This is a genomic window from Brevibacterium sp. Lmc1, assembly GCF_057654315.1.
On the sequence record NZ_CM172803.1, the window covers coordinates 2,288,110 to 2,312,750 of the forward strand.

Here is a 24,641-nt window from a genome sequence, read left to right on the forward strand (position 1 = left end):
GATCGTTCATCGTCTTCTCTCAAGGCTCGGCCGCCCGGTGAGTGCTCGGAGTCGAGGCACCTGTTCCGTGGGCCGGATCCAGCCTAGCCCTCACAGGCTCCCGGCGGCGAAACGGGTGACCGATGTGGTCGCAGACGTCTCACCGCCAGGGCCGTGCTCAGCGCTGCTGACCGGATCCGTCGTCGTCGGGATCGGCGTACTTCGCGTACTCCTCGGCTCGCTGCAGACCGGTGAGGACGTCAACGACTCGGTTGACCACCGTCGACGGCGGTGAGTTCGAGGCCTGGACCCGGAAGGTCGCGACCTGCTCGTACAGGGGTTCGCGTTCGTTGACCAGGGCCAGCCAGTTCTCCACCGGGCTGCCGGCACCGCGCAGCAGCGGTCGGTGCGGGGCGGTCAGCCGCTGGGACACTGTGTCGACATCGATATCGATGTGCACGACCTTGATCGCCGGATGTCGCAGCTGAGCTCGGGTGCCGGGGTTGAGGATCGCTCCTCCGCCCAGGGACACGATGCCCGGACGATCGAGCAGACGACGCAGTGCCCTGCGCACGACCTCGCGTTCGATGCGTCGGAAGTGATCTTCGCCGCGTTCGACGAAGATCTCCGAGATGACCCCGTACTTGTCGACGATGTTCGCGTCCGTGTCCGTCAGCGGCAGGCCGAGCCTATCGGCGAGCAGCCGACCGATCGTCGATTTCCCTGCCGCCGGCGGACCGGAGAGCACGATGCGCGAGAGCGCGGCGGGGACCGGTTCCAGGGGCGGAACCGGTTTGGGCAGCGGGGTGTGGTTCATTGTCCGATGCGGAGGTTCTCCGGAATGGCCGCGACATAGGCGTCCAGGTTCCGCTTCGTCTCGGCAACGGAGTCTCCGCCGAACTTCTCGACGACGGCTTCGGCGAGCACCAGTGCCACCATGGCTTCGGCGACGACTCCCGAGGCGGGAACCGCGCACACGTCGGAACGCTGATGGTTCGCCTTCGCGGCCTCACCGGTTTCGACGTCGACCGTCGCCAGGGCACGCGGCACCGTGGCGATCGGCTTCATCCCCGCCCGCACCCGCAGCGGACCGCCCGTGGACATTCCGCCTTCCGTGCCACCGGCACGATTGCTCGTGCGACGGAATCCGTCGGGTCCGACTTCCAGTTCGTCATGGGCCTGCGAGCCGGGACGCTTCGTGGTGAGGAAGCCGTCTCCGACTTCGACGCCCTTGATCGCCTGGATGCCCATGAGGGCACCGGCCAGACGGGAGTCGAGACGACGGTCCCAATGCACGTGGGAGCCCAGCCCCGGAGGCAGGTCGTAGGCGAGGACTTCGACGACTCCACCGAGGGTGTCCCCGGCCTTCTTCGCCGCGTCGATCTCGGTGACCATCGCCGCCGAGAGGTCGGCGTCGAAGCAGCGGACAGGATCTGCGTCGAGGGCTTCGACATCGGCCGCGGTCGGCAGCGCAGGCAGCGCATCGGCAGCGTGTTCGGCGCCGCCGATGGCCACGGTGTGGGAGACGAGGGTGATGCCCAATTCGCCGAGGAACTTCGCGGCCACCGTGCCCAGTGCCACGCGCATCGCGGTTTCACGCGCCGAGGCGCGCTCCAACACGGGGCGGGCTTCGTCGAAGCCGTACTTCTGCATGCCGACGATATCGGCATGGCCCGGACGCGGCCGAGTCAGCGGGGCGTTGCGCGCCAGTCCTTCGAGTTCGGACGCGTCGACGGGATCCGGGCTCATCACGGATTCCCACTTCGGCCATTCGGTGTTGCCGACCTCGATCGCCACCGGTGAGCCCAAGGTCTGCCCGTGGCGGACACCGCCGAGGAGACGCACCTCGTCGGCTTCGAACTTCATCCGTGCGCCGCGGCCATAGCCGAGTCGGCGGCGAGCCAGGCTCGCACGAATATCGTCCCTGGTGATCGGTACATGGGCGGGAAGCCCCTCAATGATCCCAGTCAGCGCTTCGCCGTGGGATTCGCCTGCAGTCAGCCATCTCAACATTCCACCGATTCTACAAAAGTATTGGGGCGAACAGGCACCCGAGCCACATGCCGGAAAGCATGGCCGGTCCGAAGGCGATGGTCACCCCGCGCACCCGCCCGGCTCGGATCGCTCCGATGAGCGCCCAGGCCCCGCTGATGAGCATCATGGCGACAAGCACGAGCGCAGGTGCCCACGGATCGAAGAGACCGGGCACGGCGAAGACGATGAACGCGAGCTTGACGTCCCCGAGCCCCATCGTCCGCGCCCGCAGCGCTCGACCCACCAGGTGCACTGCCGTGAAGAAGACGAGGCCGATGAGTCCTGCGAAGAATGACGCGAACCACATCGGCAGTTCTCCGAGCACGGAGCCCGTGATCAGGAGTCCCAGGGCGACCAGAGACAGGGGAATGACGATCCGATCAGGCAGTCTGCGGACGCTCAGGTCTGCGGTGACGAGGAATGGCGTGGCGCCGGAGACGAGTCCCAGCAGCAGGGCGGAGACGATGCGATCGGCGGAGTTCGGCTGGCCCGGGGCGAACGTCGTTCCGCCCAGCGGCGCATAGGCGCTCCACCCGGTCTCCAGTGGTGCGAGCACGAAGAGGGTGAATACGACGGCGACTGCCGCGGCGATGATGGGGCCGAGCAGCATCGGTCCCATGCCGCGAGCCCATCTGGATGACTGCCAACGCTGCAGGTGCGCGGAGTCGTTGAGCCAGGCCCGTGGGGTCACGGCGAGGATGAGACCGCAGGCCAGAGCGGCCAGAACCGTGACTCCGATGGTCATCCCGTGCAGCACTCCGGTGTCCATCGCGATCGCCGGTTCAGTCCTGCGCCCGGACCGGCGGGACCTCGAGTGCTGCGTACATGGCCGCCGTGACCCGCGCGGTCAGGTCGTCTGCCGCCGGCAGGGCCTGCGACGTCGGCAGGGTCTCCGTCGTCGTCGGGCCGTCGGCCCTGGCTGCGGCGAGGAACATCTCGAACTGGGCGACGGCCTGTTCGACGAGCATGGCGGTTCCGGCGACGGGGCGCAGACCGTGCGCTGCAGCCGCGGCGAGGAAGGTCGAATCGGCGGCGTAGGCGACGTCGAGGGCGATCGCACCGGGGGCGAAGGAGTCATCCCAGATCGGGTCGGGGGCCGCCTCGGCGGGCAGGGTCGAGACGACGATCTCCGATGGACCGATCCAGGTCAGGTCGCCCACCGAGGCGGTCAGACCGATCCGCTCGGCCAGGTCGAGGACCCGGCGGGCACGGTCCGGGCTGCGGACGCGGAAGTCCACGTGTGCGATCCCGAGATCGCGGCAGGCCACGAGCGCCGAGGCGGCCGTGGCTCCGGCGCCGAGGATCGTCGCGCGACCGGCTCCCGCACCACCGGACGCGGACGGTCCTGATTCCCTGTGCGGGGCGATGGCACGCACGATGCCCTCGACGTCGGTGTTCGCCACCTGCACTTCTCCGCGGTAGCGCACAAGGGTGTTGCCGGCGGCCGTCAGTGTCGCCGTCTCGTCGAGGTTCCACCCGCGTTCGGCGGCGAGTGTGACGAGTCGGTCCTTCAACGGCATCGTCAGCGAGAAGCCGGTGTGATCGGGGTGGGAGTCGAGGAATCCCTCGAGCTCATCGGCCCCGAGTTCGTACCGGAAGTACTCGCTGGATTCCAGGTTCAACGCTGCGAAGGCGGCGCGGTGGAGCAGCGGGGACTTCGAGTGTGCGATCGGCGAACCGAGCACTGCGGCAAGTATCCTCACCGGCTATCCGTCGTCCTTGCTGTGCTCGCGCAGCCACTTGCGGTAGATCTCGACGTTCTTCTTGTGGTCCTCGTAATTGTCTGCGAACTTGGTCTCCCCCGTGTCCGGGTTCGTCGCGACGAAGAACTGCCAGTCACCGTCGGCGGGTTCGAGCGCCGCCTCGACGGCGCCCTTGCTCGGCGAGTTGATGGGCCCGGGAGGCAGACCCTTCTTCTTGTACGTGTTGTACGGCGAGTCGGACTGGCGTTCCTTCTTCGTCGTCGTCAGGTCGGAGCGGGCACCGTGGATATAAGCCACGGTCGCATCCGATTGGAGCAGTCCCCCGGTCTGCGATTTGTCGGAGATGCGGTTGAGGAAGGACCTGGCAACCTTCGAGCGCACCTCGGGGTCTCCCGGGGATTCCTTCTCCACGAGGCTGGCCAGCGTGAGGATGCGGTTGGCGTCCTTGCTCTCGATTCCCAGTTCGTCGAGTTCGGTCTCGGTCTTGTCGACCATCTCCTGAACGATGTCCTCGGCGGTCTTCTGCTTGTTGAGGTCGTAGGTCGCCGGGTACAGATAGCCTTCGAGGCTCGGCGCGTCGATCTCGAGTCCGTAGTCCTTCGGGGTCTTATCGTCGATGGCTTTGTCGACCTCGTCGGCGTTCATCCCCGATTCGATCATGATCGCCTTGATCTCTTCGACCTGTTTGCCTTCGGCGACTGTGATCTTCGGCGGGGCGATGGGGTTGATGAGCGCTTCGACCGCGGCCTTCGAGCTCATCTTCTCCCGCATCGTCCAGGTCCCGGCCTGGATGGTCGCCTCACGGCGTTCGATCTCGTCGAGGAAGGGCTCGGAGTTCATGATCACTCCGGCTTCGACGAGCTGGTTGGCCACGGTGCGCGCCGAGGATCCGGGAGCTATCTCGATCGAGACCTCGTTCGTGCCCTGCCCCTCGTAGTCGCCTTTCGGTCCGAACAGGTCGTCGAAGACTCCCCCGGCCGCACGCACGCCGAAGAAGCCGCCGACGCCGAAGACGAGGATGCAGATGATCACGATCGTCGTCGTCCGTCGGCGGCGCATCATTCTGCGCCGTTTCTTCGCGCGGATCTCTGCGCGGGACAGTCCTTCGTCGGTCGAGAACTCTTCGGTGATCGGGCTCATACGTCGTTCTCCTCGTCGGGCATCTCACGGCCGGAGGGGACACCGGTGTTGTGTTCGTACTCGAGGGCGTTCTGGAGGATGATCACGGCGGCTTGGGCATCGACGATCTCGCGTCGCTGGCGTGACGATTTCCCGGCTGCGGCGAGAGCCTGGTGGGCCTCGACGGTGGTGAAGCGTTCGTCGACGAGACGGACAGGTGTGCCGGTGGCCGCGGCGATCCGGCGGGCGAATTCCAACGCCGAGGTGGCTGCGGCCCGGGCGGCGCCGTCGAGGGACTTCGGGTCCCCCACCAGGAGTTCGATGGGTTCGTATTCGTCGACGATGTCGCGCAGCTGCCGCAGCGCCGCCGGTTCGTCTGTTCGACGAACGACGGTGAGCGGGGTGGCCAGAATCCCGTCGGGGTCGCTGGAGGCGACACCGATCCGCACGGAACCGATGTCGAGACCCAGCCGGCGACCTCGGCGGAAACTCACTGGATGGCTGCCTTGACCGCCGCGATGGCTGACGGGATCGCCGCGGGGTTGCTGCCCCCGCCCTGGGCGAGGTCGGGTTTGCCGCCGCCTCCGCCGCCGAGTTCGCGGCAGGCCAGCGACACGAGCTTTCCTGCCTGCAGACCGGCGGCGCGGGCCGCCTCGGTGGTGGCGATGACGACGACGGGCTTTCCGCTGCTGACTCCGATGCCGAAGATCACCGCCTGACGGTCGGCGACCCGGTTGCGCAGGTCGGTGACCAGTGTGCGGATGTCTCCGGCGTTGGCGATGTCGCCGAGTTCGGCCTGCACGAACAGCGTCTGGCCCACGGTCTGCGCCTCATCGAGGAACTTGCCCGAAGAGGCCAGCAGCTGCTGGGCGTTGAGGCGAGCGATCTCCTTCTCGGCGTCCTTGAGCCGGCTCATCAGATCGGACACGCGTGAGGTGACGTCGGTGCCGGGGACCTTGAGCATCTCCGAGAGTGAGGACACGATGGTCCGCTCGGCGGCCAGGGACCGGAAGGCGTCCATGCCGACAGCGGCTTCGATGCGCCGGACTCCGGAGCCGACGGAGGCTTCGGAGAGCACGGAGATCGGGCCGACCTCCGCGGAGGCACCGACGTGGGTGCCGCCGCAGAGTTCGCGGGAGAAGGGTCCGCCGATGTCGACGACGCGCACGACGTTCGGGTACTTCTCGCCGAAGAGCGCCATGGCACCTGACTTCTTCGCGTCGTCGAAGGACATGTATTCGGTGCCGACTTCGTAGTTCGAACGCACCGCGAGGTTCGCGACCTCTTCGATCTCGGCCCGCATCTGGGTGCTCGGGGCTTCGGGGAACGAGTAGTCGAAGCGCATGTATCCGGGCTGGTTGAGCGAACCGGCCTGCACGGCGTGGCTGCCGAGGATCTCGCGCAGCGCAGCGTGGACGAGGTGGGTGGCGGTGTGGGCCTGTGCGCCCTGGAACCGGTGGTCGTGGTCGACGGCGGCGAGCACCTCGTCACCGACGCGCAGCTCTCCGTCGATCACCTCGACCCGGTGGGCAGGCAGTCCCTTGACCGGATTCTGGACGTCGCTGACCCGGGCGGTGAAGCCATGGCCGGAGATGAGGCCGACGTCGGCGCGCTGACCGCCGGATTCGGCGTAGAACGGGGTCAGGTCGAGGACGACGTCGCCGCTCTGACCGGCGGTGAGCACCTCGGCGGCGACCCCATCGACGACGATTCCTCGCACGCGGGAGTCGGACTCGAGTCGGTCATAGCCGACGAATTCGCTGGCACCTTCGTCGAGCAGCGCCGAATAGGCGGACAGGTCGGCGTGGCCGCCGCCCTTCTTCGCCTTGGCATCGGCCTTGGCGCGGGTGCGCTGTTCGCTCATCAGCTCACGGAACCCGGCCTCGTCGACGCTCAGTCCGGCTTCGGAAGCCATCTCGAGAGTGAGGTCGATGGGGAACCCATGGGTGTCGTGGAGAGCGAAGGCGATGTCCCCGCTGATGGTCTTGTCCGCGCCGTCGAGTGACTTCGCGGCATTGGCGAACAGCTGAGTGCCGGATTCGAGGGTGCGCAGGAACGCCTTCTCCTCGGCGTAGGCGACCCGGGAGATGCGGTCGAAGTCCGTTTCGAGTTCCGGGTAGGACAGCTTCATGGCCTGCATGGAGACGGGCAGCAGCTCGGGCAGGACTTCTTCCTTGACTCCGAGCAGACGCATGGCACGCACGGCACGGCGGAGCAGGCGGCGGAGGATGTAGCCGCGGCCTTCGTTGCCGGGGCGGACCCCGTCGCCGATGATGATCAGGGCCGAACGGACATGGTCGGCGACGACGCGCAGCTGCACATCGGCGTGCTCGTCCTCGCCGTAGGTCCGACCGGCCAGACGACTGGCGGCCTCGATGACGGGGAAGACCTCGTCGATCTCGTACATGTTCTCCACGCCCTGGAGCAGGAAGGCGACACGTTCGAGTCCCATGCCGGTATCGATGTTCTTCGCCGGCAGCTCGCCGGCCACGTCGAAGTCGACCTTCGAGCGAACCTCGGAGAGTTCGAACTCCATGAACACGAGGTTCCAGATCTCGATGTAGCGGTCTTCGTCGGCCACGGGTCCGCCGTCGACGCCGTAGGCGGGGCCGCGGTCGAAGTAGATCTCCGAGCAGTAGCCGCCGGGGCCGGGCTGGCCGGTGTGCCAGTAGTTGTCCTCGTTGTCGCGCAGCTGGATGCGCTCACGGGGAACGGAGGTCTCCTCGAGCCACATGTCGATGGTCTCGAGATCGTCCTCGTGCACTGTCGCCCACAGCAGCTCCGGGTCGAAGCCGAGGCCGCCCTCGGCGACGGGGGTCGTCAGCAGTCCCCAGGCGAACTTGATGGCATCGCGCTTGAAGTAGTCGCCGAAGGAGAAGTTGCCGTTCATCTGGAAGAAGGTGCCGTGGCGGGTCGTCTTGCCGACCTCTTCGATGTCTCCGGTGCGCACGCATTTCTGGACGCTGGTGGCGCGGTTGAACGGGGCCGGCTCCCGGCCGGTGAGGTAGGGAATGAACTGGACCATTCCCGCGATGTTGAACAGGATGGACGGATCGGAGCTGATCACCGACGCCGAGGGGACCACGGTGTGCCCGTTCGCTTCGAAGTAGTCCAACCAGCGTTGTTTGATCTCTGCCGTCTTCAATCCAAGGCCTTTCAGATATTGCCTGTGCGCCGCCGGGCGAATGAGCCCGGCGCGACACTTACTCGTGCGTACCCGCACTTAACAGGGACCAGTTTAATGGCTCCGCCGCAATATGCGATGTGGCGCGGCGTGCCGGGTGGGTCAGAGTCGACCGCTCCCCGAGTCCGCCGCTCCCACTCCGTTCGGCGGACCACTTCCGCCCCCGCGACGTGCGTCCTGCGGAGTTTCTAACCGAACAGCCCACTTTCAGGTGAATAGCCCCTGTTTGAAACAGTGCTATTCGCCTTTGAGTGGGCCGAAGCCGAACCCGCTGACGCCCGCGCCGAAACTGCGGGTGCACGCGCCGTACAGTGGACGCCCGTGCCGTGAATGCGCGACTGCCCGGAACCAAGAGGCCCCGGGCAGTCGCGGTGGCGCGATGCGCTGTGTTCAGCAGATCAGCGCGAGTAGAACTCGACGACGAGCTGAACGTCACAGGTGATCGGCACCTCTTCGCGCTTCGGGGTGCGCAGCAGAGTTGCCTGCAGGCCCTCGAGGTTCACGTTGAGGTATCCCGGCGTTGCGGGCAGAACGTCCTTGTGACCACCGGCGGCGGCGACCTGGAACGGATCCATCGAAGCCGAACGCTCGTGCACCTGGATGGTCTGGCCTTCCTTCACGCGGAAGGAGGGACGGTCCACGCGCTGTCCGTCGACCGTGATGTGACGGTGGACGACGAACTGACGGGCCTGGGCCATGGTGCGGGCGAATCCCGAACGCAGGACGAGGGCGTCGAGACGCGATTCGAGGAGCTCGACCATTGTCTCACCGGTCAGACCGGGCAGACGGTTGGCTTCCTTGTAGGTCTTGAGCATCTGGGCCTCACGGATGCCGTACTGCGCGCGCAGACGCTGCTTCTCCTTGAGGCGGACCGAGTAGTCGCTGTCGTTGCGACGACGGGCGCGACCGTGCTCACCTGGAGGGTACGGGCGACGCTCGAAGTACTTCTCGGCCTTGGGTGTCAGAGCAATGCCGAGGGCGCGCGAGAGGCGCGTCATACGGCGATTACGTGCTGGTGCTGGCACTGTATTACCTTTCATCAATGTGTTCTGCCGCGGTGGGCCTCTGCGGTTCTCGCCCCGAACGCGACTGTTGTTTCCCCGGATGGGAAAGAGGGATTGAGCGTCGAGATCCGCTCGCACCGACCGCCTTTAGGGTGCAGGCACAACAGCTGTCCATCTTAGCGGGTGCACACCGCCCGTCGCAAAGCCGATCGGCGGCCTCGCCGCTGTGATCTTGCCGACTGAGGCGAACCGTCCACCCTTGCCGGCCGACCGATCCGCAGGCACCGCTGTCACTGCCGGCAGCCCGCTGTCACTTCCGACAGTCGTCTTCGTGGCTGTCGATCGCGGCATCGGCGACGGCCGCTCCGGACCCGCTGTAGATGTTGATCACCGCGTGGACCCCGGCACGGGCGAAGTGCTCGGCCTGATCGGGACGTTGGACGACCGCGGCGATGGTCCCGGGGAAGCCGGCGATGCGCAGCTGTTCGAGAGCGAAGGTGTTCGAGTCGTGCAGCGCCATGGCGAGGACGACGGTGTGGGCGCTGCCGCCGACGACGAGGCGGTGCCAGAATTCGTGGTCTGTGGCGTCGCCTTCGAGCACTGTGAACTCGTCGGCGTGCAGGGCTTCGATGACTGTGTGGTCGTTGTCGATGCCGATGACGCTGCGGTCGCCGCGTTCGACGAAGCGCTCGTAGGCTCCGCGACCGATGCGGCCCATGCCGAGGACGACGACCTCCGCATCTCCGGTGTCGAGCGGCCGATCGTTGGCCCGCAGCCGGCTCTCGTTCTCGTCCGGCAGGATCGCGTCGAGCTTCGCGACGATCTGGAGGCTGTAGGCGTTCGCCAGGGAGGAGCCGATCATCCCCAGTGCCACGGCGAGGGCGGTGATGGTCAGCCAGTTGCCCTCGAAGAGTCCGTTGTCGACTCCGACGGCGACGACGATGAGTGCGAATTCGGAGAAGTTGCTCAGGGCCAGGCTGGTGCGCACGCTGGTGCGGTTGCGCAGGCCGAAGAGGCGACCCATGAGGTAGAAGCTCGCGAAGTTGAACGGCAGCAGCACGACGCACAGGGCCAGCGCCATGAGCAGATCCGACCAGGTGGGGACCGCTTGGAGCCCGATGACGACGAAGAACCCGACGAGGAAGAGCTCTTTGACGCTGAACAGCGACTTCGACATCTCCACGGCTCGCGGGTGGGTGGAGAAGAGAAGTCCGAGCACCAGCGCTCCGAGGTCGCCGTGGATGCCGACTGATTCGAAGGCGACATAGCCGGGCCCCAAGGCCATGACGACGCCGAAGAGGACGAGCAGCTCACCGCGTCCGACGCGGTCGAGGAGCCGTCGCAGCACCCAGACCACGGGAACGATCAGGACGAGCGCGAACGCCCAGGGACTCGGCGGCTCTTCGCCTGCGATCGTGATGAAGGCGACCGCAGCGAGGTCCTGGAGGACGAGGATCGCAATCGCGATCTGCCCGTAGTAGGACCCGTCGTCGGAGCGGTCTTCGAGCACTTTGACCACGAGCACCGTGGAGGAGAACGAGAGGGCGAAGCCGAGCAGCGCCAAGGTGCCCAGTCCCCCGCCGACGCTGACGATGCCGATGGCTGCGGCAGCTCCGATCGTCCCGGCACCGAGGAGGACCACCGTGATCATGTGCAGCGCAGCGGTGCCGTGGGCTTCGGGTTGGAGCAGGGAGCGCAGATCGAATTTCAGTCCGATCGTGAACAGCAGCAGGACGACTCCGATGTCCGATACCTGCTGCAGTCCCGCGAAGGCGGTGAAGCCGAAGACGTGCAGGAGGAATCCGGCCGCGAGGAATCCGACGAGCGGCGGAATGCGCAGCTCATGGGCGATGAGTCCCAGCGCCAGCGCGGCGGCGATCGTGATGACGATGTCTGCCATGCCGTCCTCCTCGATCAGCGCCGCCGGCAACGTCTCTGCCCGTCACCGCGTCTGCTCCAAAGCTATCAGGGTCGCAGCAGCCGCCTGAGGTTCTCGAGCCTCTCAGCCATGCTGCGTTCCATTCCGTTGCCCGTCGGAGAGTAGTAGCGCTTGCCTCGCAGCGACTCCGGCAGGTACTCCTGATCGGCGACCCCGTGCGGATAGTCGTGCGAGTATTTGTAGCCCTCACCGTGGCCGAGCTCTTTCGCCCCCGGATAGTGGGCGTCGCGCAGATGCATCGGCACTTCTCCGGCAAGTCCGTTCTTCACATCGGCGATCGCGGCGTCCAGGGCGCGGTAGCTCGCGTTCGACTTCGGGGCCAGCGCGAGGTAGGTGACCGCCTCGGCGAGGGGGATCCGTCCTTCGGGCATGCCGATGTTGGCAACCGCGGTCGAGGCGGCCACGGCGATCGGCAGCGCCTGCGGGTCGGCCATGCCGATGTCCTCGGCCGCAGAGATGACGACGCGACGGGCGATGAAGCGCGGGTCCTCACCGGCGACGATCATCCGCGCGAGATAGTGCAGAGCCGCGTCGACATCGGATCCGCGGATGGATTTGATGAACGCGGAGACCACGTCGTAGTGCTGGTCGCCGTTCTTGTCGTAGCGCAGAACGGTTTCGCTGCTCGCCTCGGCGCAGGCCGATTCGGTGATCGCGATCGGTTCGTCGTCTGCCTCCTCCGACTGCGCGGCGGCGATTCCGGCGGCAGCTTCGAGGACGGTCAGTGAACGGCGGGCGTCGGCCCCGGCGATGCGGACGATGAAGTTCCGGGCCTCCTCGGTGAGGGTGAACTGTCCGGCCAAGCCGCGATCGGATTCGACGGCACGGTCGAGCAGATTGCCGACCGCCTCGTCGTCGAGCGGACGCAGCGTGAGCATGAGCGACCGCGACAGCAGGGGTGAGATGACGGAGAACGACGGGTTCTCCGTGGTGGCGGCCACGAGCACGACGAGCCGGTTCTCCACCGCTGGCAGCAGGGCATCCTGCTGGGCCTTCGAGAACCGGTGGATCTCGTCGAGGAAGAGAACGGTGGTCCGTCCGTACATCTCCCGTTCGCGGCGGGCGCTCTCGATCACCTGGCGCACGTCCTTGACGCCCGCGGTGATGGCGGAGAGCTCGACGAAGGTACGGCCCGGGGCATGGGAGATGACATGGGCCAGCGTGGTCTTTCCGACTCCGGGCGGACCCCACAGGATCACCGAGGATGCTCCCGCCCGGTCTCCCCCGCTGGCTTCGACGAGTTGGTTGAGCGGGGATCCGGGGAAGGTCAGGTGCTCCTGACCGACGACTTCCTCCAGGGTCCGGGGACGCATCCGCACCGCAAGCGGGTCCAGGGCCCTGCCCGAGGAGGTCCGGGAGGAACCGGCGAAGCCCGGACCAGGGGAATCCTGGTCCGGGCCGTCGGAGAACAGATTGGGTTCGTGGCTCATCAGGCCTCGGAGTCGTCGTCTTCCGGTTCGTAGTCAACTCCGGCCTCGGCGCGCTGGGCGTCGGTGATCGGGGCCGGTGCCTGGGTCAGCGGATCGAATCCGCCGCCGGACTTCGGGAAGGCGATGACCTCACGGATCGAGTCGACGCCGGCCAGCAGGGACACGATGCGATCCCAGCCGAAGGCGATGCCGCCGTGCGGGGGTGCTCCGAACTTGAAGGCTTCGAGGAGGAAGCCGAACTTCTCCTCGGCCTCTTCTGCGGAGATGCCCATGATCTCGAACACCCGTTCCTGGACGTCCTTGCGGTGGATGCGGATCGAGCCGCCGCCGATCTCGTTGCCGTTGCACACGATGTCGTAGGCATAGGCCAGAGCGGCGCCCGGGTCTTCTTCGAGGGTGTCGAGGAATTCGGGCTTCGGAGCGGTGAAGGCGTGGTGGACGGCTGTCCACTGTCCGCCGCCGACGGCGACGTCTCCGGCGGCTTGCGCTTCGGCGGCCGATTCGAACAGAGGCGCGTCGACGACCCACACGAAGGCCCAGTCTCCGTCCTTGATGAGACCCGTGCGTTCGGCGATCTCATTGCGGGCGGCACCGAGAAGGGCACGCATGCTGCGATCACCTGCGGCGAAGAAGATCGCATCGCCCGGCTGCGCACCGGCCGCCTCGGCGAGTCCCGCCTTCTCCTCATCGGAGATGTTCTTGGCCACCGGACCGGACAGGGTTCCGTCTTCGCCGATGAGCACATAGGCCAGACCCTTCGCCCCGCGCTGCTTGGCCCAGTCCTGCCAGCCGTCGAGCTGACGACGCGGCAGCGAGCCGCCGCCGGGGTAGACGACGGAGCCGACATAGGGCGACTGGAAGACGCGGAACGGGGTGTCGGCGAAGAACTCGGTGAGGTTGTGCAGCTCGAGGCCGAAGCGCAGGTCCGGTTTGTCCGAACCGTACTTCTCCATCGCCTCGTGGTAGGTGATGTGCGGGATCGGCGTGGTGATGTCGTAGCCGATGAGCTTCCACAGTGCGGTGAGGATCTCTTCGGCCAGTGCGATGATGTCCTCCTGCTCGACGAAGGAGGCTTCGATGTCGAGCTGGGTGAACTCGGGCTGGCGGTCGGCGCGGAAGTCCTCGTCGCGGTAGCAGCGGGCGATCTGGTAGTAGCGTTCCATGCCGGCGACCTGAAGCAGCTGCTTGAACAGCTGCGGCGACTGCGGCAGGGCGTACCAGGAGCCGGGCTTGAGGCGGGCCGGGACGAGGAAGTCGCGGGCACCTTCCGGAGTCGACTTCGTCAGGGTCGGAGTCTCGACCTCGACGAAGCTGTGGGCGTCGAGGACCGACCGTGCGGCCTTGTTGACATCGGAGCGCAGACGTATCGTCTTTGCCGGGCCCGAACGGCGCAGGTCGAGGTAGCGGTAGCGCAGACGGGTCTCCTCGCCCACGGCGCCGGAGTCCTCGGCGTGGTCGGAGACCTGGAACGGCAGGGCCGCTGCTTCGGAGAGCACCTCGACGGCGGTGTCGATGATCTCGATCTCACCGGTGGGCAGGTTCGGGTTCGTATTGCCCTCGGGGCGCACCGAGACGGTGCCGGTGGCCTTGACGACGGTTTCGTTGCGCAGCTGGTGGGCATCGTCCTCACGGACGACGACCTGCACGATTCCCGAAGCGTCGCGCAGATCGATGAAGGCCACACCTCCGTGATCGCGACGACGATCGACCCACCCGGTGAGGGTGACGGTTTCTCCTGCGTTCGCGGCTCGCAGGCTTCCGGCTTCGTGGCTTCGCAGCACCTAGGGCTCCTTTGTGATGTTGTGGTCTAGCGCCTGAACAATGATAGTCGCCCCGCGCTCAGCTCCGATACACGCGGGGCCAGAGGTCGTCTTCCGCGGGCGTCCACGTGTCCGGGTCGGCCGTGGTCTGCTCTCCCGAGCGGATGTCCTTGACCTCGTGGCCGGACTCACCGTCGGTGAACCAGACGAACGGGATGTCGCGGCGTTCCGCGTAGCGGATCTGCTTGCCGAACTTCGCAGCGTTCGGCGAGACTTCGCACGGGATGTCCCGGGACCTCAGCGTCGCGGCCACGGCGTCGGCGTCAGCCCGTCGGGCCTCCTCGGTGACGGCGATGACGACGGCCGAGGGGGTACCGCGGGTGGCACGGATCTCCGAGGTCTCGCCGAGGATGAACGCCATGAGGCGGGAGACGCCGATGGACATGCCCACCCCGGGATAGTTCTTCTTGCCCACGGTGACCAGCGAGTCGTAGCGACCGCCGGAGGATACGGAACCGAGTTCTTCGTGGCCGATCAGCTGGGTCTCGTAGACCGCGCCCGTGTAGTAGTCGAGGCCGCGGGCGATCTTGAGCTGGGCGACGACGACTCCGGGCGCGCGTTCGGCTGCGGCTCGCAGCAGAGTCGTCAGCGATTCGAGTCCGGCTTCGAGCAGGGGGTGGTCGACGCCGAGGGCGCGCACCTCGTCGGCGAAGTCCGGGGAGTCGGATTCGATGGCGGCCAGCTCCAGGCACAGGCGCTGCTGCTCCTCATCGGCGTCGGCTTCGGCGGCCAGCAGCTTCGCCACTTCGGCGGGGCCGATCTTGTCGTATTTGTCGAGGCAGCGCAGCACGGCTTGGATGTTCGTCAGCCCGATTCCGCGGGCGAAGCCCTCGAGCAGCCTGCGGTCGTTGACGACGATCTTAATTCCGGGCACGCCGAGCGGGGCGAGCCGGGAGAATGCATCGGCCACGGCCAGAGGGATCTCGACCTCGAAGTGTCCGGGCAGCTCCCCATCGGCGATGACGTCGATATCGGCCTGGATGAACTCACGGTAGCGACCGGCCTGCGGCCGTTCGCCGCGCCAGACAGGCTGGACGCGAGCGGCCTTGAACGGGAAGCTCAGTTCGTTCGCATTGTCGGCGATATAGCGGGCCAGGGGCACCGTGAGGTCGAAGTGGAGTCCCAGCGGGTTGCGTTCGGCACCCTCGGAGTGAAGGCGGGAGACGGCGAAGATCTCCTTGTCGATCTCGCCGTCCTTGGCCAACTGGCTGATCGGTTCGACGGCGCGGTGGTTGAGTGCGGAGAACCCGTGCAGGGCGAAGGTGTGTTCGAGGGTGTCGATGATGGTCTTCTCGATCACGCGTTCGGCCGGGAGTCGTTCCGGGAATCCGGACAGACGGGCTGACTTCGCCATGGTGCTCCTTGCTTTCGGTGCGGTTGCGGTGCCGTGCGGCGCCGCTGAATAGTGTCGTGTCTGTATCGGGTGGGGTCTGAATAGTGTGGTGTCGTCCGGGACTGCGCGAACGCCTCGGGCAGGAAGACCCGAGACTTCGGTCGCTCAGACCTCAGAAGAACGGATTCGTCGCGAGTTCTGTGCTCACGCGAGAGGCCGGGCCGTGTCCAGGATAGATCGGCACGTCCGGCAGTGTCGCGAATGCCCGCAGGGATTCGGACATCGCCTGAGGGTCTCCCCCGGGCAGGTCGACGCGGCCGATGGCTCCGGCGAAGACGACGTCACCGGTGAAGATGACTTCCTCGTCCCCGTCCTTCACTCGCAGCAGCATGGAACCTTCCGTATGCCCGGGTGCGGAGACTGCCGTGACACTGAGTCCGGCGATCTCGAAGCTCTCACCGTCACTGACGTCAATGGCTGCCGGGGCGTTCCAGTCTGCGACGAGCGGCGCCAGCATTGCCGCGAACTGCGGGTTGAGCGTCGTGGCCGGTGAATCCAGGCGGTAACGGTCGGCGGCACCGAGGTGGACGGGCACGTCCCAGCGGGCGAGCACGTTGGTCAGGCCCAGAATATGGTCGGGGTGGCCGTGGGTGAGGAAGATCGCCTGAGGTTCGAGTCCCTCTTCGCTGAGCAGCTTCTCGAGGCCTGGGGCGCAGTCGTATCCGGAGTCGATGAGAATGCAGTCGCTGGAGCCGTCTGCGCGCACGGCATAGCAGTTGACGTCGAGGAATTCGGCGTTGGTCGAGAACACATCCATGTGCAAAGTCTATCTACACGCTCGCCGATGGTTATGCTGGGATAACGTCTATCCCACAATCGAGTGATCGGCGGGTGGAATGACCTGCCGGTTCGACCGATGGAAACAAGGTGAGAACCATGTCGACCCCGACACCGAAGCCGACCCCCCGTCCGTCGTCGCTGCCGCGTCCGCAGGCGGCACAGGTGGTCAATGCCAGCCATATCGACCACGACGCCGAGGTCGCTCGCGCGGTGACTCATGGTCGTGCCGATTCGGACGGCAATGTGTTCGTCACCACTCCGGAGGGCGAGCGTGCCGTCGGGCAGTACCCGGACGCCACTCCCGAGGAGGCCCTCGAGTACTTCGCGAAGAAGTACGTCGAACTCGCCGAGAGCGCGGTCCTGCTGCGCAACCGTCTCTCCGCCGGCGCTCCCGGCCGTGAGGTCGTGTCTGCGGCGAAGACGCTGCAGGAATCACTGCCGGAAGCCAACGTCGTCGGAGATCTCAAGGGGCTGAGCGCCACTCTCGACACACTCATCTCCGATGCCGAGGCCACGGAGTCCCGTCAGGCAGCCCGGGCGCAGGCCGCGAAACTCGCCGCTGCCGAGGATCGTGAGGCTCTCGTCGTCGAGGCCGAGACCCTGGCCAAGCAGGATCCGTCGAAGATCCAGTGGAAGCAATCGGGCGCGCGTCTGCGCGAGCTCTTCGCCCAGTGGAAGGACATGCAGCGCAGCGGACCCCGTCTGCCGCGTGCCGTCGATCAGGAGCTCTGGGGCAGGTTCTCGCAGGCTCGGAACACCTTCGAACACAAGCGCAAGGAATTCTTCGCCGAGCTCGACAAGGTCAATGCCGAGGGCAAGCGTATCAAGGAGAAGATTGTCGCCGAGGCGGAGTCGCTGTCGGCCTCGACCGATTTCCGCACCGTGTCGCAGAAGTACAAGGACCTGATGAGCCAGTGGAAGCGCGCCCCGCGTGCCTCGCGCAAGGACGATGATGCGCTGTGGGCACGGTTCCGTGCAGCACAGGACGTGTTCTTCTCCGCTCGTGATGCGGAGAATGCCGCTCTGGACGAGGAGTTCAAGGGAAACCTCGTCGTCAAGGAGGACCTGCTGAAGAAGGCTCAGGCGCTGCTGCCGATCACCGACCCGGTGGCGGCCAAGCGCGAGCTGCGCACCATCCAGGACCAGTGGGAGGAAGCCGGCAAGGTCCCTCGCGCCGATGTCTCGCGGATGGAGAACGGTCTGCGCGAAGTCGAACGCGCGCTCGCCGATGCCGAGGAAGCCGCGTGGCAGCGCAGCAACCCGGAGACGAAGGCCCGCACCTCGGGTGCGCTGAGTCAGCTCGACGAGTCGATCGTCGACCTCGAGAAGAAGCTCGAGGCCGCGAAGGCCGGGGGCGATGAGAAGTCCGTCGCCGAGGCGCAGGAAGCTCTCGACGCTCGACGCGCCTGGCGGGATCAGCTCGCCCAGACAGCCGCAGAACTCGACTGAGGCCGCAGTGCTCGGCTGAGGCCGCGGCGCTCGTCCACAGCTTCTGACGTTCGAGTCAGCACCTGTCCACAGGCGCTCTCCGAAGTCTTGTCAACGCCTCCACATCCGACGATAGTTCGGGTATGGAGGCGTTGTTTCATCTGCGGGACTTCGGGTACGAGCAGCTCACCGAGCTCACCCTCGACGGTCTGCTCATCCGACTGACCGAATCGACCTGGGTGCGCAAGGGTGCGATCCTCTCCCCCGCTGAGCGGATGGCCGCCCTGCATTCGCTCATCCCGCCCGGACTCGCGCTCTCCCACGACAGCGCTTGGTGGGTGCACCGCGGACTCGGCCGGGCTCCCGCTCCGCTGAACTTCATCACGCTGCCCAGGCGCCGGTGGATCGCCGATGACGGTTTCGACGTCCACGAGACGAATCTGGCGCAAGATGATTGGTGTCTCATCGACGGGCTGCCGATCACCACGGAGGAACGCACGCTCTACGATCTGCTCTTCCCGCACTTCCGGAACTGGACCGCGGAGTCGCCGCGGGCGCTCAAGGGCGTCATTGCGGAGATTCCCAGCGGTCTTCGCCACCGTCTCCGGGACTACCTCACCGAGGTGGCCCGTCGACCGTTCGTCGCTCAGATGCGCGCGGCGCTGGACAGAGAGGATCAGCCGCCGGAGATGCGGTAGACGTCGAAGACGCCTTCGACCTTGCGCACGGCCGAGAGCACAGTGTCGAGATGGCTGGCGTCACTCATCTCGAAGACGAACTTCGATTGCGCCACGCGGGCCCGGGAGGTGCCGACCGACGCCGACAGGATGTTCACATGGGTCTCGGTGAGCACCTTGGTGATATCGGAGAGCAGACCGGCACGGTCGAGGGCCTCGACCTGGATCTGGACGAGGTAGATTCCGCTCGTCTTCTCGCCCCACGAGACCTCGACCATGCGTTCGGGTTCACGTTTGAGTGAGGTGACGTTCGGGCAGTCGACGCGATGCACGGAGACTCCCGAACCGCGGGTGACGAAACCGAGGATCTCGTCTCCCGGCACCGGGGTGCAGCAGCGAGCCAGTTTGACGAGCACATCGTCGACGCCTTTGACGATGACGCCTTCGGACGAGGAATGGTGCCCTGAGGACTGGCCGGTGCGGTTGCGAGGCTCCGGTGGCAGCACGACCGACTCGTCGTCCTCCCCGACTTCCTTGGCCAGCAGATCGACGACGTGCTGAGCCGAAGACACGCCGTTGCCGATCGCGGCATAGAGGGCGCTGACATCGGGCAGACGCATCTCCGTGGCGACGACCTGGAGAGCTTCCTGGCTCATCAGCGAAGCGGCGGAGATCGTATGGCGGCGCATCGCCCGGGCGAGCTGTTCGCGACCGTTCTCGATCGCCTCTTCGCGGCGCTCCTTCGAGAACCACTGCCGGATCTTGCTGCGGGCACGTGGACTCTTGACGAAGCCGAGCCAGTCGCGGCTGGGGCCGGCGTTCTCGTCCTTCGAGGTGAAGACCTCGACGGAGTCCCCGTTCTTCAGCTCCGTGTCCAAAGCGACGAGGCGACCGTTGACGCGGGCGCCCATCGTCTTGTGCCCGACCTCGGTGTGCACTGCGTAGGCGAAGTCGATGGGGGTGGCTCCCGACGGCAGGCTCATCACCTCGCCCTTGGGCGTGAAGACGTAGACTTCCTTCGAGTTCACCTCGTAGCGGAGGCTGTCGAGGAACTCATCGGGGTCGGAGACCTCTCGCTGCCAGTCCAGCAGCTGTCGCAGCCAGGCGGCGTCGTCGACCTCACCGGCGTCGGAGACCTTCACCGAACGCGCGGTGTTCGAGGTCACGGCCTTCGACGACTTGTTGAGATCCTTGTACTTCCAGTGAGCGGCGACGCCGAATTCTGCACGGCGATCCATCTCGTGGGTCCGGATCTGGATTTCGACGGGCTTGCCGGCCGGCCCGATCACCGTGGTGTGCAGGCTCTGGTACATGTTGTACTTCGGCATCGCGATATAGTCCTTGAACCGTCCGGGAACAGGATTCCAGCGGGCGTGGACGATGCCGAGGGTGGCGTAGCATTCGCGTACGGATTCGACGAGGACGCGGACTCCGACGAGATCGTAGATGTCGGCGAACTCGTGTCCGCGCACGACCATCTTCTGATAGATCGAATAGTAGTGCTTGGGGCGCCCCGTGATGGAGGCGTCTATTCCGGATTCCTTGAGTTCGCCCTGGAGCTCCTCGGAGACCGTGGCCAGATACTTCTCACGCTCGGGAGCCCGATCCGCGACGAGTCGGACCACTTCGTCGTAGACCTTGGGATGGAGGACCTGGAAGGACAGGTCTTCGAGCTCCCATTTGATCGTGTTCATGCCCAGCCGGTGTGCCAGCGGAGCGAAGATGTCGAGGGTCTCGCGAGCCTTCTTCGTGCTTGACGAGGCGGGCACGAAGCGCCAGGTGCGCGCATTGTGCAGGCGGTCTGCGAGCTTGATGACGAGGACGCGGATGTCCTTGGCCATCGCCACGATCATCTTGCGCACGGTCTCGGACTGCGCGGCCTGCCCGTACGTGAGCTTGTCGAGCTTCGTCACCCCGTCGACCATGGCCGCGACTTCGGAGCCGAATTCCTCGGTGAGTTCGTCGAGCGAGTACGAGGTGTCTTCGACGGTGTCGTGCAGCAGAGCGGCGGCGAGCGTGACCGGCAACATGCCGATCTCCGCAAGGATCGTCGCCACCGCGATGGGGTGGGTGATATAGGCATCACCGGACTTGCGAGTCTGCCCTCGGTGGGCCTCCTCAGCGACCTTGTAGGCCCGGACGACGAGGTCGATGTCCGCCTTCGGATGGTTCGACTGCAGGGCCCGGATCATCGGGCCGAGCACTCGAGGGTAGCCAGGGTTGTTCTGTGCCCTGGCCGCCCACCAGGCTAAGCGGGAGATGCCTCGCGGACGGCGCGAATCAGCGGACGAAGCCACAACATCTCCTCTCTCGGGAATCAGACTTCGGCGTGTGTCACCGGTGGGACGTCTGCTCCCCCATCCTTCAAGCGTAGTTCACGCACGGCCTCCTCCTGTGCCTTGACCGCCGGTTCATTTGCACGGAGGAGGGCGTAGAGGGGGCTCGCGACGAACAGCGTCGAAGCGGCTGCCACTATAGTACCGATGAACAGGGACAGTGAGATGTCGACCAGTGTTCCCGCGCCGAGCAGGAACACACCGATGAAGAGGATCGAGGCGATCGGGAGCACCGACACCACTGAGGTGTTGATCGAGCGCACGGTCGTCTGATTCACACCGAGGTTGACGAGTTCGGAGAACTTGAGATTCCGCTTCTCCTCGAATCTCGTCGTGTTCTCTCGGATCTTGTCGAAGACCACCACCGTGTCATAGAGCGAGAAGCTGAGCACGGTGAGGAAGCCGATGATGGCCTCCGGGGTGACTTCGAAGCCGGTGGCCGAGTAGATGCCCATCGTCACGATCATCACGACGAAGAGGCCGACGATCGCCGCGAGCGACATCTTCCACGTGCGGAAGTACAGGGCCATGACGACGAGGGCGATGGCCACGAAGATGACGAGTGCGCGGATCATCTTCGACGTCACGTCCTGACCCCATTCGGGTCCGACGAACGTCGAGGTGACGTCTTCGACCTTCACGTCGTAGCCGGAGACGAGAGCGTCTCGGACTTCCTGCATCTGCGGGTCGGTGAGCTGGTTCGTCTCGATCTGGACGGCCGTGTCGCTGGTCGGCGTCAGGCGCGGCTCAGAACCGGAGACGACATCGTTGATGATGCCTTCCCCCTTGGCGGCCGAGGTGTCGCTGACATGGTCGACCTGGAACTGCGAACCGCCCTTGAAGGCGATGCCGAAGTTGAAGCCGAAGATGAGCGGGACGAGCAGGGACAGGAGGACGAGGACTCCGGAGATGGCCAGCCACAGCTTCGCCTTGCCGACGAAGGGGATCGATGATTCGCCGCTGTGCAGGCGGTTGCCCCAGGCAAAGAACCGTTTCACTTGTCAGCCTCCTTGCCGTCGTCAGCCGTCGAGTCTGTGACGGCATCGTCTTCCTCGGCCCGTCGGGCCGCGGCCTTCCGCTCGGCGATGGTCATTCCGCGCGTCGCAGCAGCGGACTTCGCCGCTTTCGTGCTCTTCGACTTCGTGGCCTTCGACTTCGTGGTCGTCGACCTGCCGGTCGCGGCCTTGTCCGTCTCGGACGTCGTCGTGGTCTCCCCCGACTCGGACGCAGCTGCTGCAGCAGTCGTATCGGAGCTGTCGTCTGTGCTCATCCCGGCCTTGCGCATCCGTGCCTTCTCGCGCCGCTTGGCTTCGGGAGTCTTGTCCTTGTCGTCGATGGACAGGTTGAGCGCTCCGCGGTAGGCGGCGGGTTTGACTCCGAGCAGACGCGGATCCATTCCGGACATCGGGTGGCCCTCGCCGAAGAACTTCGTGCGGGCCAGGAACTGCAGCATCGGGTGGGTGAACAGGAAGACGATGAGCACGTCGATGATCACGGTCAGGCCCAGGGTGAAGGCGAAGCCTCGCACCGAGCCGACGGCCAGGATGTAGAGAATGACTGCGGCGAGCATGTTCACTGCCTTCGAGGCGTAGATCGTGCGCTTGGCACGGTCCCAGCCGACCTCGACCGCGGAGAGCAGATTGCGACCGCTGCGCAGTTCGTCTCGGACACGTTCGAAGTAGACGATGAACGAGTCCGCCGCCATGCCGATTCCGATGATGATACCGGCGACACCGGCCAGGGACAGTCGGTAGCCGTATCTCCACGATGCCAAAAGCAGCAGCAGGTAGGTGAGCACACCGGCGACGACGAGGCTCGAGACGGTGACGAGGCCGAGCACCCGGTACTGCAGCAGCGAATAGACGACGACGAGGAGGAGTCCGACCAGGCCGGTGAGCAGACCGATCTTGAGGTAGTTCGAACCCAGGGTCGGTGAGATCTGGTCCTCGCTCTGGACCTGGAAGCTCAGCGGCAGCGAGCCGTTCTTGAGCTGGTTGGCCAGAGTCTGTGCCTCGTCGAGGGAGAAGTCGCCGGTGATCTGGGCGTTGCCGTCGTTGATCACCGCGTTCGAAGACGGAGCCGACAGCACGAGACCGTCGAGTTCGATCGCGAACTGGTTGTAGGGCTGCTGTTTGCCGGTGATGTCCGAGGTGATCTGCTTGAAGATCTCACGACCGGTGGAGTCGAAGGAGAGGTTGACGGCAGGGTTGTTGGTCTGCACGCCATTTGCTCCTGCGGCATAGCCGGCACTGGCATCGGCGAGGTGATCGCCGGAGAGTTCGACAGGCCCGAGGATGTACTTCGCCTGTCCGTCTTCGGAGCACGAGACGACCGGTTCGTCCGAGGGCTGCTGTTGGCCGCCCGTCCGGTTCTTCTTGTTCGTGCAGTCGAGCTCGGTGTACTCCTTGATGATCTTGTCGGACTGCCATTCGGAGGCGTCCTTCTCCGGATCGAAGAGGGGCCGCGGCGTCGAGTCGGTGACCTTCGTGCTGTCGCTCGATCCGCTGCCTTCTCCGGACTTCTCCGCGTCCTTGCTCTCCGACTCCGAAGATTTCGTCTCCTCGGAGGACTCGGCCGTCTTCTTCGTCTCGCCGCCGGCATTGACGACATCGCCGCCGCCGGACGGAGCCTGGTCCTCGCTCTGTCCATCGCCCTGCGAGTCGGCGCCGGTGAGGTCCTCGAGGCGTTTGCGCTCTTCGTCGCTCAGCCCGTCATCGCCGCCCGATTCCTCGCCGCTCTTCTCCTGCTCCTTCTGGATCTGCTCCTGTGAACGAGGGTCACCGACCAGCGCCACGCGACGGAAGACAAGCTGAGCAGACGAGCGGACGAGGTTTCGGGTCTCCTCGTCGGGGTTGCCCGGCAGATTCACGACGATGTTGCGGTCGCCCTGCGTCGTGATCTCGGCTTCGGAGACACCGGTCGAGTCGACGCGCTGGCGGATGATCGCCACGGCCTGATCGAGCTGCTCCTTGCTGATGTCCGTGCCCTTGGACACCTGCGGTTCCAGAATGATCGACGTTCCACCCTCGAGGTCGAGCGCGAGCTTCGGAGTCGTCGTGGCATTCGACCAGATGACACCGCCGGCGATGATTGCGGCCAGCACCAGAGTGATGATGGTCAGCCACAGGAAGCGCAAACCAGGGCGTGGTTTTTCTTCGATATCGGACACGTTTCAGCTTTCAGTCGGGAGAAGAGTGCGAGAACGGATCAGTTCTTCTTGTCGGAATCCGAATCAGTCGGGTCCGTGGACTCCGCAGCGGCGGAGTCGACATCGGTCTCAGCGGCGGCCTCGGCATCGACGTCCTCGGACTCGGCGACTGCCTCGGCGTCGACGTCCTCGGTCTTCGCAGCGGACTCATCGGCGATGACGTCATCGGATGCGTCGTCCGGGGTGTCCTTCTCGGCGCGTTTGCGTTCGTTCATGGCGTCGAGCTCGGCGTCGGTGATGGCCGGCTTCTCGTCTGCGTCGACATCGGCATCAGCGGCGGGGGCGGCGGCGTCGGGAGCGTCGACGGGCGCTGCGGCCTGGTTGTTCTCGATCTGACCGATGGCCTGGCGGTGGACGCGCAGAACCGTGCCGGGACCCGACTCGATGGTCACCTGGTTGTTCTCTTCGTCGATGGAGAGCACGGTGCCGAAGACACCGAAGGTCGTCATCACGGTCGCGCCGGGCACGAGGCCCGATTTGATCTGCTCCGCACGCGCCTTCTGCTTACGCCGAGAATTGAACAGGAAAAAGATCAGCAGCGCGGCAAGCGCAAGAGGGATCAGCAAATCCACAGATATCAGCCTTTCATATGAATGAATCAGTGAAC

General features: G+C 65.7%; 19 protein-coding genes. 2 read left to right on the forward strand and 17 right to left on the reverse strand.

All coding sequences use genetic code 11. The features are described 5' to 3' along the window. Window positions 1-157 precede the first annotated feature (157 nt). The 13 genes from AC239G_RS10300 to AC239G_RS10360 all read right to left on the reverse strand — a co-directional run bounded on the left by AC239G_RS10300 (window position 158) and on the right by AC239G_RS10360 (window position 16,362). Window positions 158-796 (reverse strand): shikimate kinase, encoded by a 639-nt coding sequence (locus tag AC239G_RS10300; protein ID WP_139467338.1) that lies wholly within the window; start codon window positions 794-796, stop codon window positions 158-160. After that, on the reverse strand, window positions 793-1,992 hold the full coding sequence (aroC, locus tag AC239G_RS10305; RefSeq protein ID WP_434589673.1) for a chorismate synthase: 1,200 nt from the start codon (window positions 1,990-1,992) through the stop codon (window positions 793-795). Before aroC ends, AC239G_RS10300 begins: the two co-directional genes overlap by 4 nt. Before the next feature lie 10 nt (window positions 1,993-2,002). Continuing rightward, the gene (locus AC239G_RS10310; RefSeq protein ID WP_172169709.1) at window positions 2,003-2,782 is read right to left on the reverse strand and encodes a prepilin peptidase; all 780 of its coding nucleotides are present in this window, start codon (window positions 2,780-2,782) and stop codon (window positions 2,003-2,005) included. Window positions 2,783-2,795: 13 nt separating this feature from the next. Continuing rightward, window positions 2,796-3,716: a shikimate dehydrogenase family protein gene (locus AC239G_RS10315; protein ID WP_487488784.1), complete on the reverse strand. Its 921-nt coding sequence runs from the start codon at window positions 3,714-3,716 to the stop codon at window positions 2,796-2,798. A gap of 3 nt (window positions 3,717-3,719) precedes the next feature. Continuing rightward, a complete protein-coding gene (mltG, locus tag AC239G_RS10320) occupies window positions 3,720-4,856 on the reverse strand; it encodes an endolytic transglycosylase MltG (protein WP_139467342.1) in 1,137 nt (378 codons plus the stop codon). Beyond that, window positions 4,853-5,329: a Holliday junction resolvase RuvX gene (gene ruvX / locus AC239G_RS10325; RefSeq protein ID WP_487488785.1), complete on the reverse strand. Its 477-nt coding sequence runs from the start codon at window positions 5,327-5,329 to the stop codon at window positions 4,853-4,855. The genes mltG and ruvX overlap by 4 nt, the downstream gene beginning before the upstream one ends. Continuing rightward, a complete protein-coding gene (gene alaS, locus AC239G_RS10330; RefSeq protein ID WP_487488786.1) occupies window positions 5,326-7,980 on the reverse strand; it encodes an alanine--tRNA ligase in 2,655 nt (884 codons plus the stop codon). Before alaS ends, ruvX begins: the two co-directional genes overlap by 4 nt. A gap of 437 nt (window positions 7,981-8,417) precedes the next feature. Then, entirely contained in the window at window positions 8,418-9,059 is a 642-nt protein-coding gene (gene rpsD / locus AC239G_RS10335) for a 30S ribosomal protein S4 (RefSeq protein ID WP_373270422.1), read from the reverse strand. Between the two features lie 274 nt (window positions 9,060-9,333). Next, on the reverse strand, window positions 9,334-10,923 hold the full coding sequence (locus AC239G_RS10340) for a cation:proton antiporter domain-containing protein (protein ID WP_420097685.1): 1,590 nt from the start codon (window positions 10,921-10,923) through the stop codon (window positions 9,334-9,336). Window positions 10,924-10,988: 65 nt separating this feature from the next. Further along, on the reverse strand, window positions 10,989-12,392 hold the full coding sequence (locus AC239G_RS10345; RefSeq protein WP_482400335.1) for a replication-associated recombination protein A: 1,404 nt from the start codon (window positions 12,390-12,392) through the stop codon (window positions 10,989-10,991). After that, the gene (aspS, locus tag AC239G_RS10350) at window positions 12,392-14,173 is read right to left on the reverse strand and encodes an aspartate--tRNA ligase (protein ID WP_172169733.1); all 1,782 of its coding nucleotides are present in this window, start codon (window positions 14,171-14,173) and stop codon (window positions 12,392-12,394) included. Before aspS ends, AC239G_RS10345 begins: the two co-directional genes overlap by 1 nt. Window positions 14,174-14,231: 58 nt before the next feature. Next, complete coding sequence (gene hisS, locus AC239G_RS10355; protein WP_139467347.1) at window positions 14,232-15,566, reverse strand: histidine--tRNA ligase; 1,335 nt, start codon at window positions 15,564-15,566, stop codon at window positions 14,232-14,234. Window positions 15,567-15,717: 151 nt separating this feature from the next. Beyond that, window positions 15,718-16,362, reverse strand: coding sequence for an MBL fold metallo-hydrolase (locus tag AC239G_RS10360; protein ID WP_446657463.1), 645 nt, complete (start codon window positions 16,360-16,362; stop codon window positions 15,718-15,720). A 119-nt stretch (window positions 16,363-16,481) separates the two neighbouring features. On the opposite strand from AC239G_RS10360, the gene AC239G_RS10365 reads away from it, so the two are divergent. Both AC239G_RS10365 and AC239G_RS10370 read left to right on the forward strand, forming a co-directional pair. Further along, the gene (locus AC239G_RS10365) at window positions 16,482-17,834 is read left to right on the forward strand and encodes a DUF349 domain-containing protein (RefSeq protein WP_487488787.1); all 1,353 of its coding nucleotides are present in this window, start codon (window positions 16,482-16,484) and stop codon (window positions 17,832-17,834) included. Window positions 17,835-17,956: 122 nt separating this feature from the next. After that, complete coding sequence (locus tag AC239G_RS10370) at window positions 17,957-18,511, forward strand: hypothetical protein (RefSeq protein WP_487488788.1); 555 nt, start codon at window positions 17,957-17,959, stop codon at window positions 18,509-18,511. On the opposite strand, the gene AC239G_RS10375 is transcribed toward AC239G_RS10370, so the two are convergent. The 4 genes from AC239G_RS10375 to yajC are packed head-to-tail and all read right to left on the reverse strand — an operon-like array spanning window position 18,490 to window position 24,606. After that, window positions 18,490-20,787 carry a RelA/SpoT family protein gene (locus AC239G_RS10375; RefSeq protein ID WP_139467351.1) on the reverse strand — a complete coding sequence of 766 codons (2,298 nt, stop codon included), beginning with the start codon at window positions 20,785-20,787 and terminating at the stop codon, window positions 18,490-18,492. The genes AC239G_RS10370 and AC239G_RS10375 overlap by 22 nt on opposite strands. Window positions 20,788-20,807: 20 nt before the next feature. Beyond that, window positions 20,808-21,824 (reverse strand): protein translocase subunit SecF, encoded by a 1,017-nt coding sequence (secF, locus tag AC239G_RS10380; RefSeq protein ID WP_139908127.1) that lies wholly within the window; start codon window positions 21,822-21,824, stop codon window positions 20,808-20,810. Continuing rightward, window positions 21,821-23,995: a protein translocase subunit SecD gene (gene secD, locus AC239G_RS10385; protein ID WP_487488789.1), complete on the reverse strand. Its 2,175-nt coding sequence runs from the start codon at window positions 23,993-23,995 to the stop codon at window positions 21,821-21,823. The genes secF and secD overlap by 4 nt, the downstream gene beginning before the upstream one ends. Window positions 23,996-24,033: 38 nt before the next feature. Next, complete coding sequence (gene yajC, locus AC239G_RS10390) at window positions 24,034-24,606, reverse strand: preprotein translocase subunit YajC (RefSeq protein WP_487488790.1); 573 nt, start codon at window positions 24,604-24,606, stop codon at window positions 24,034-24,036. Window positions 24,607-24,641 lie beyond the last annotated feature (35 nt).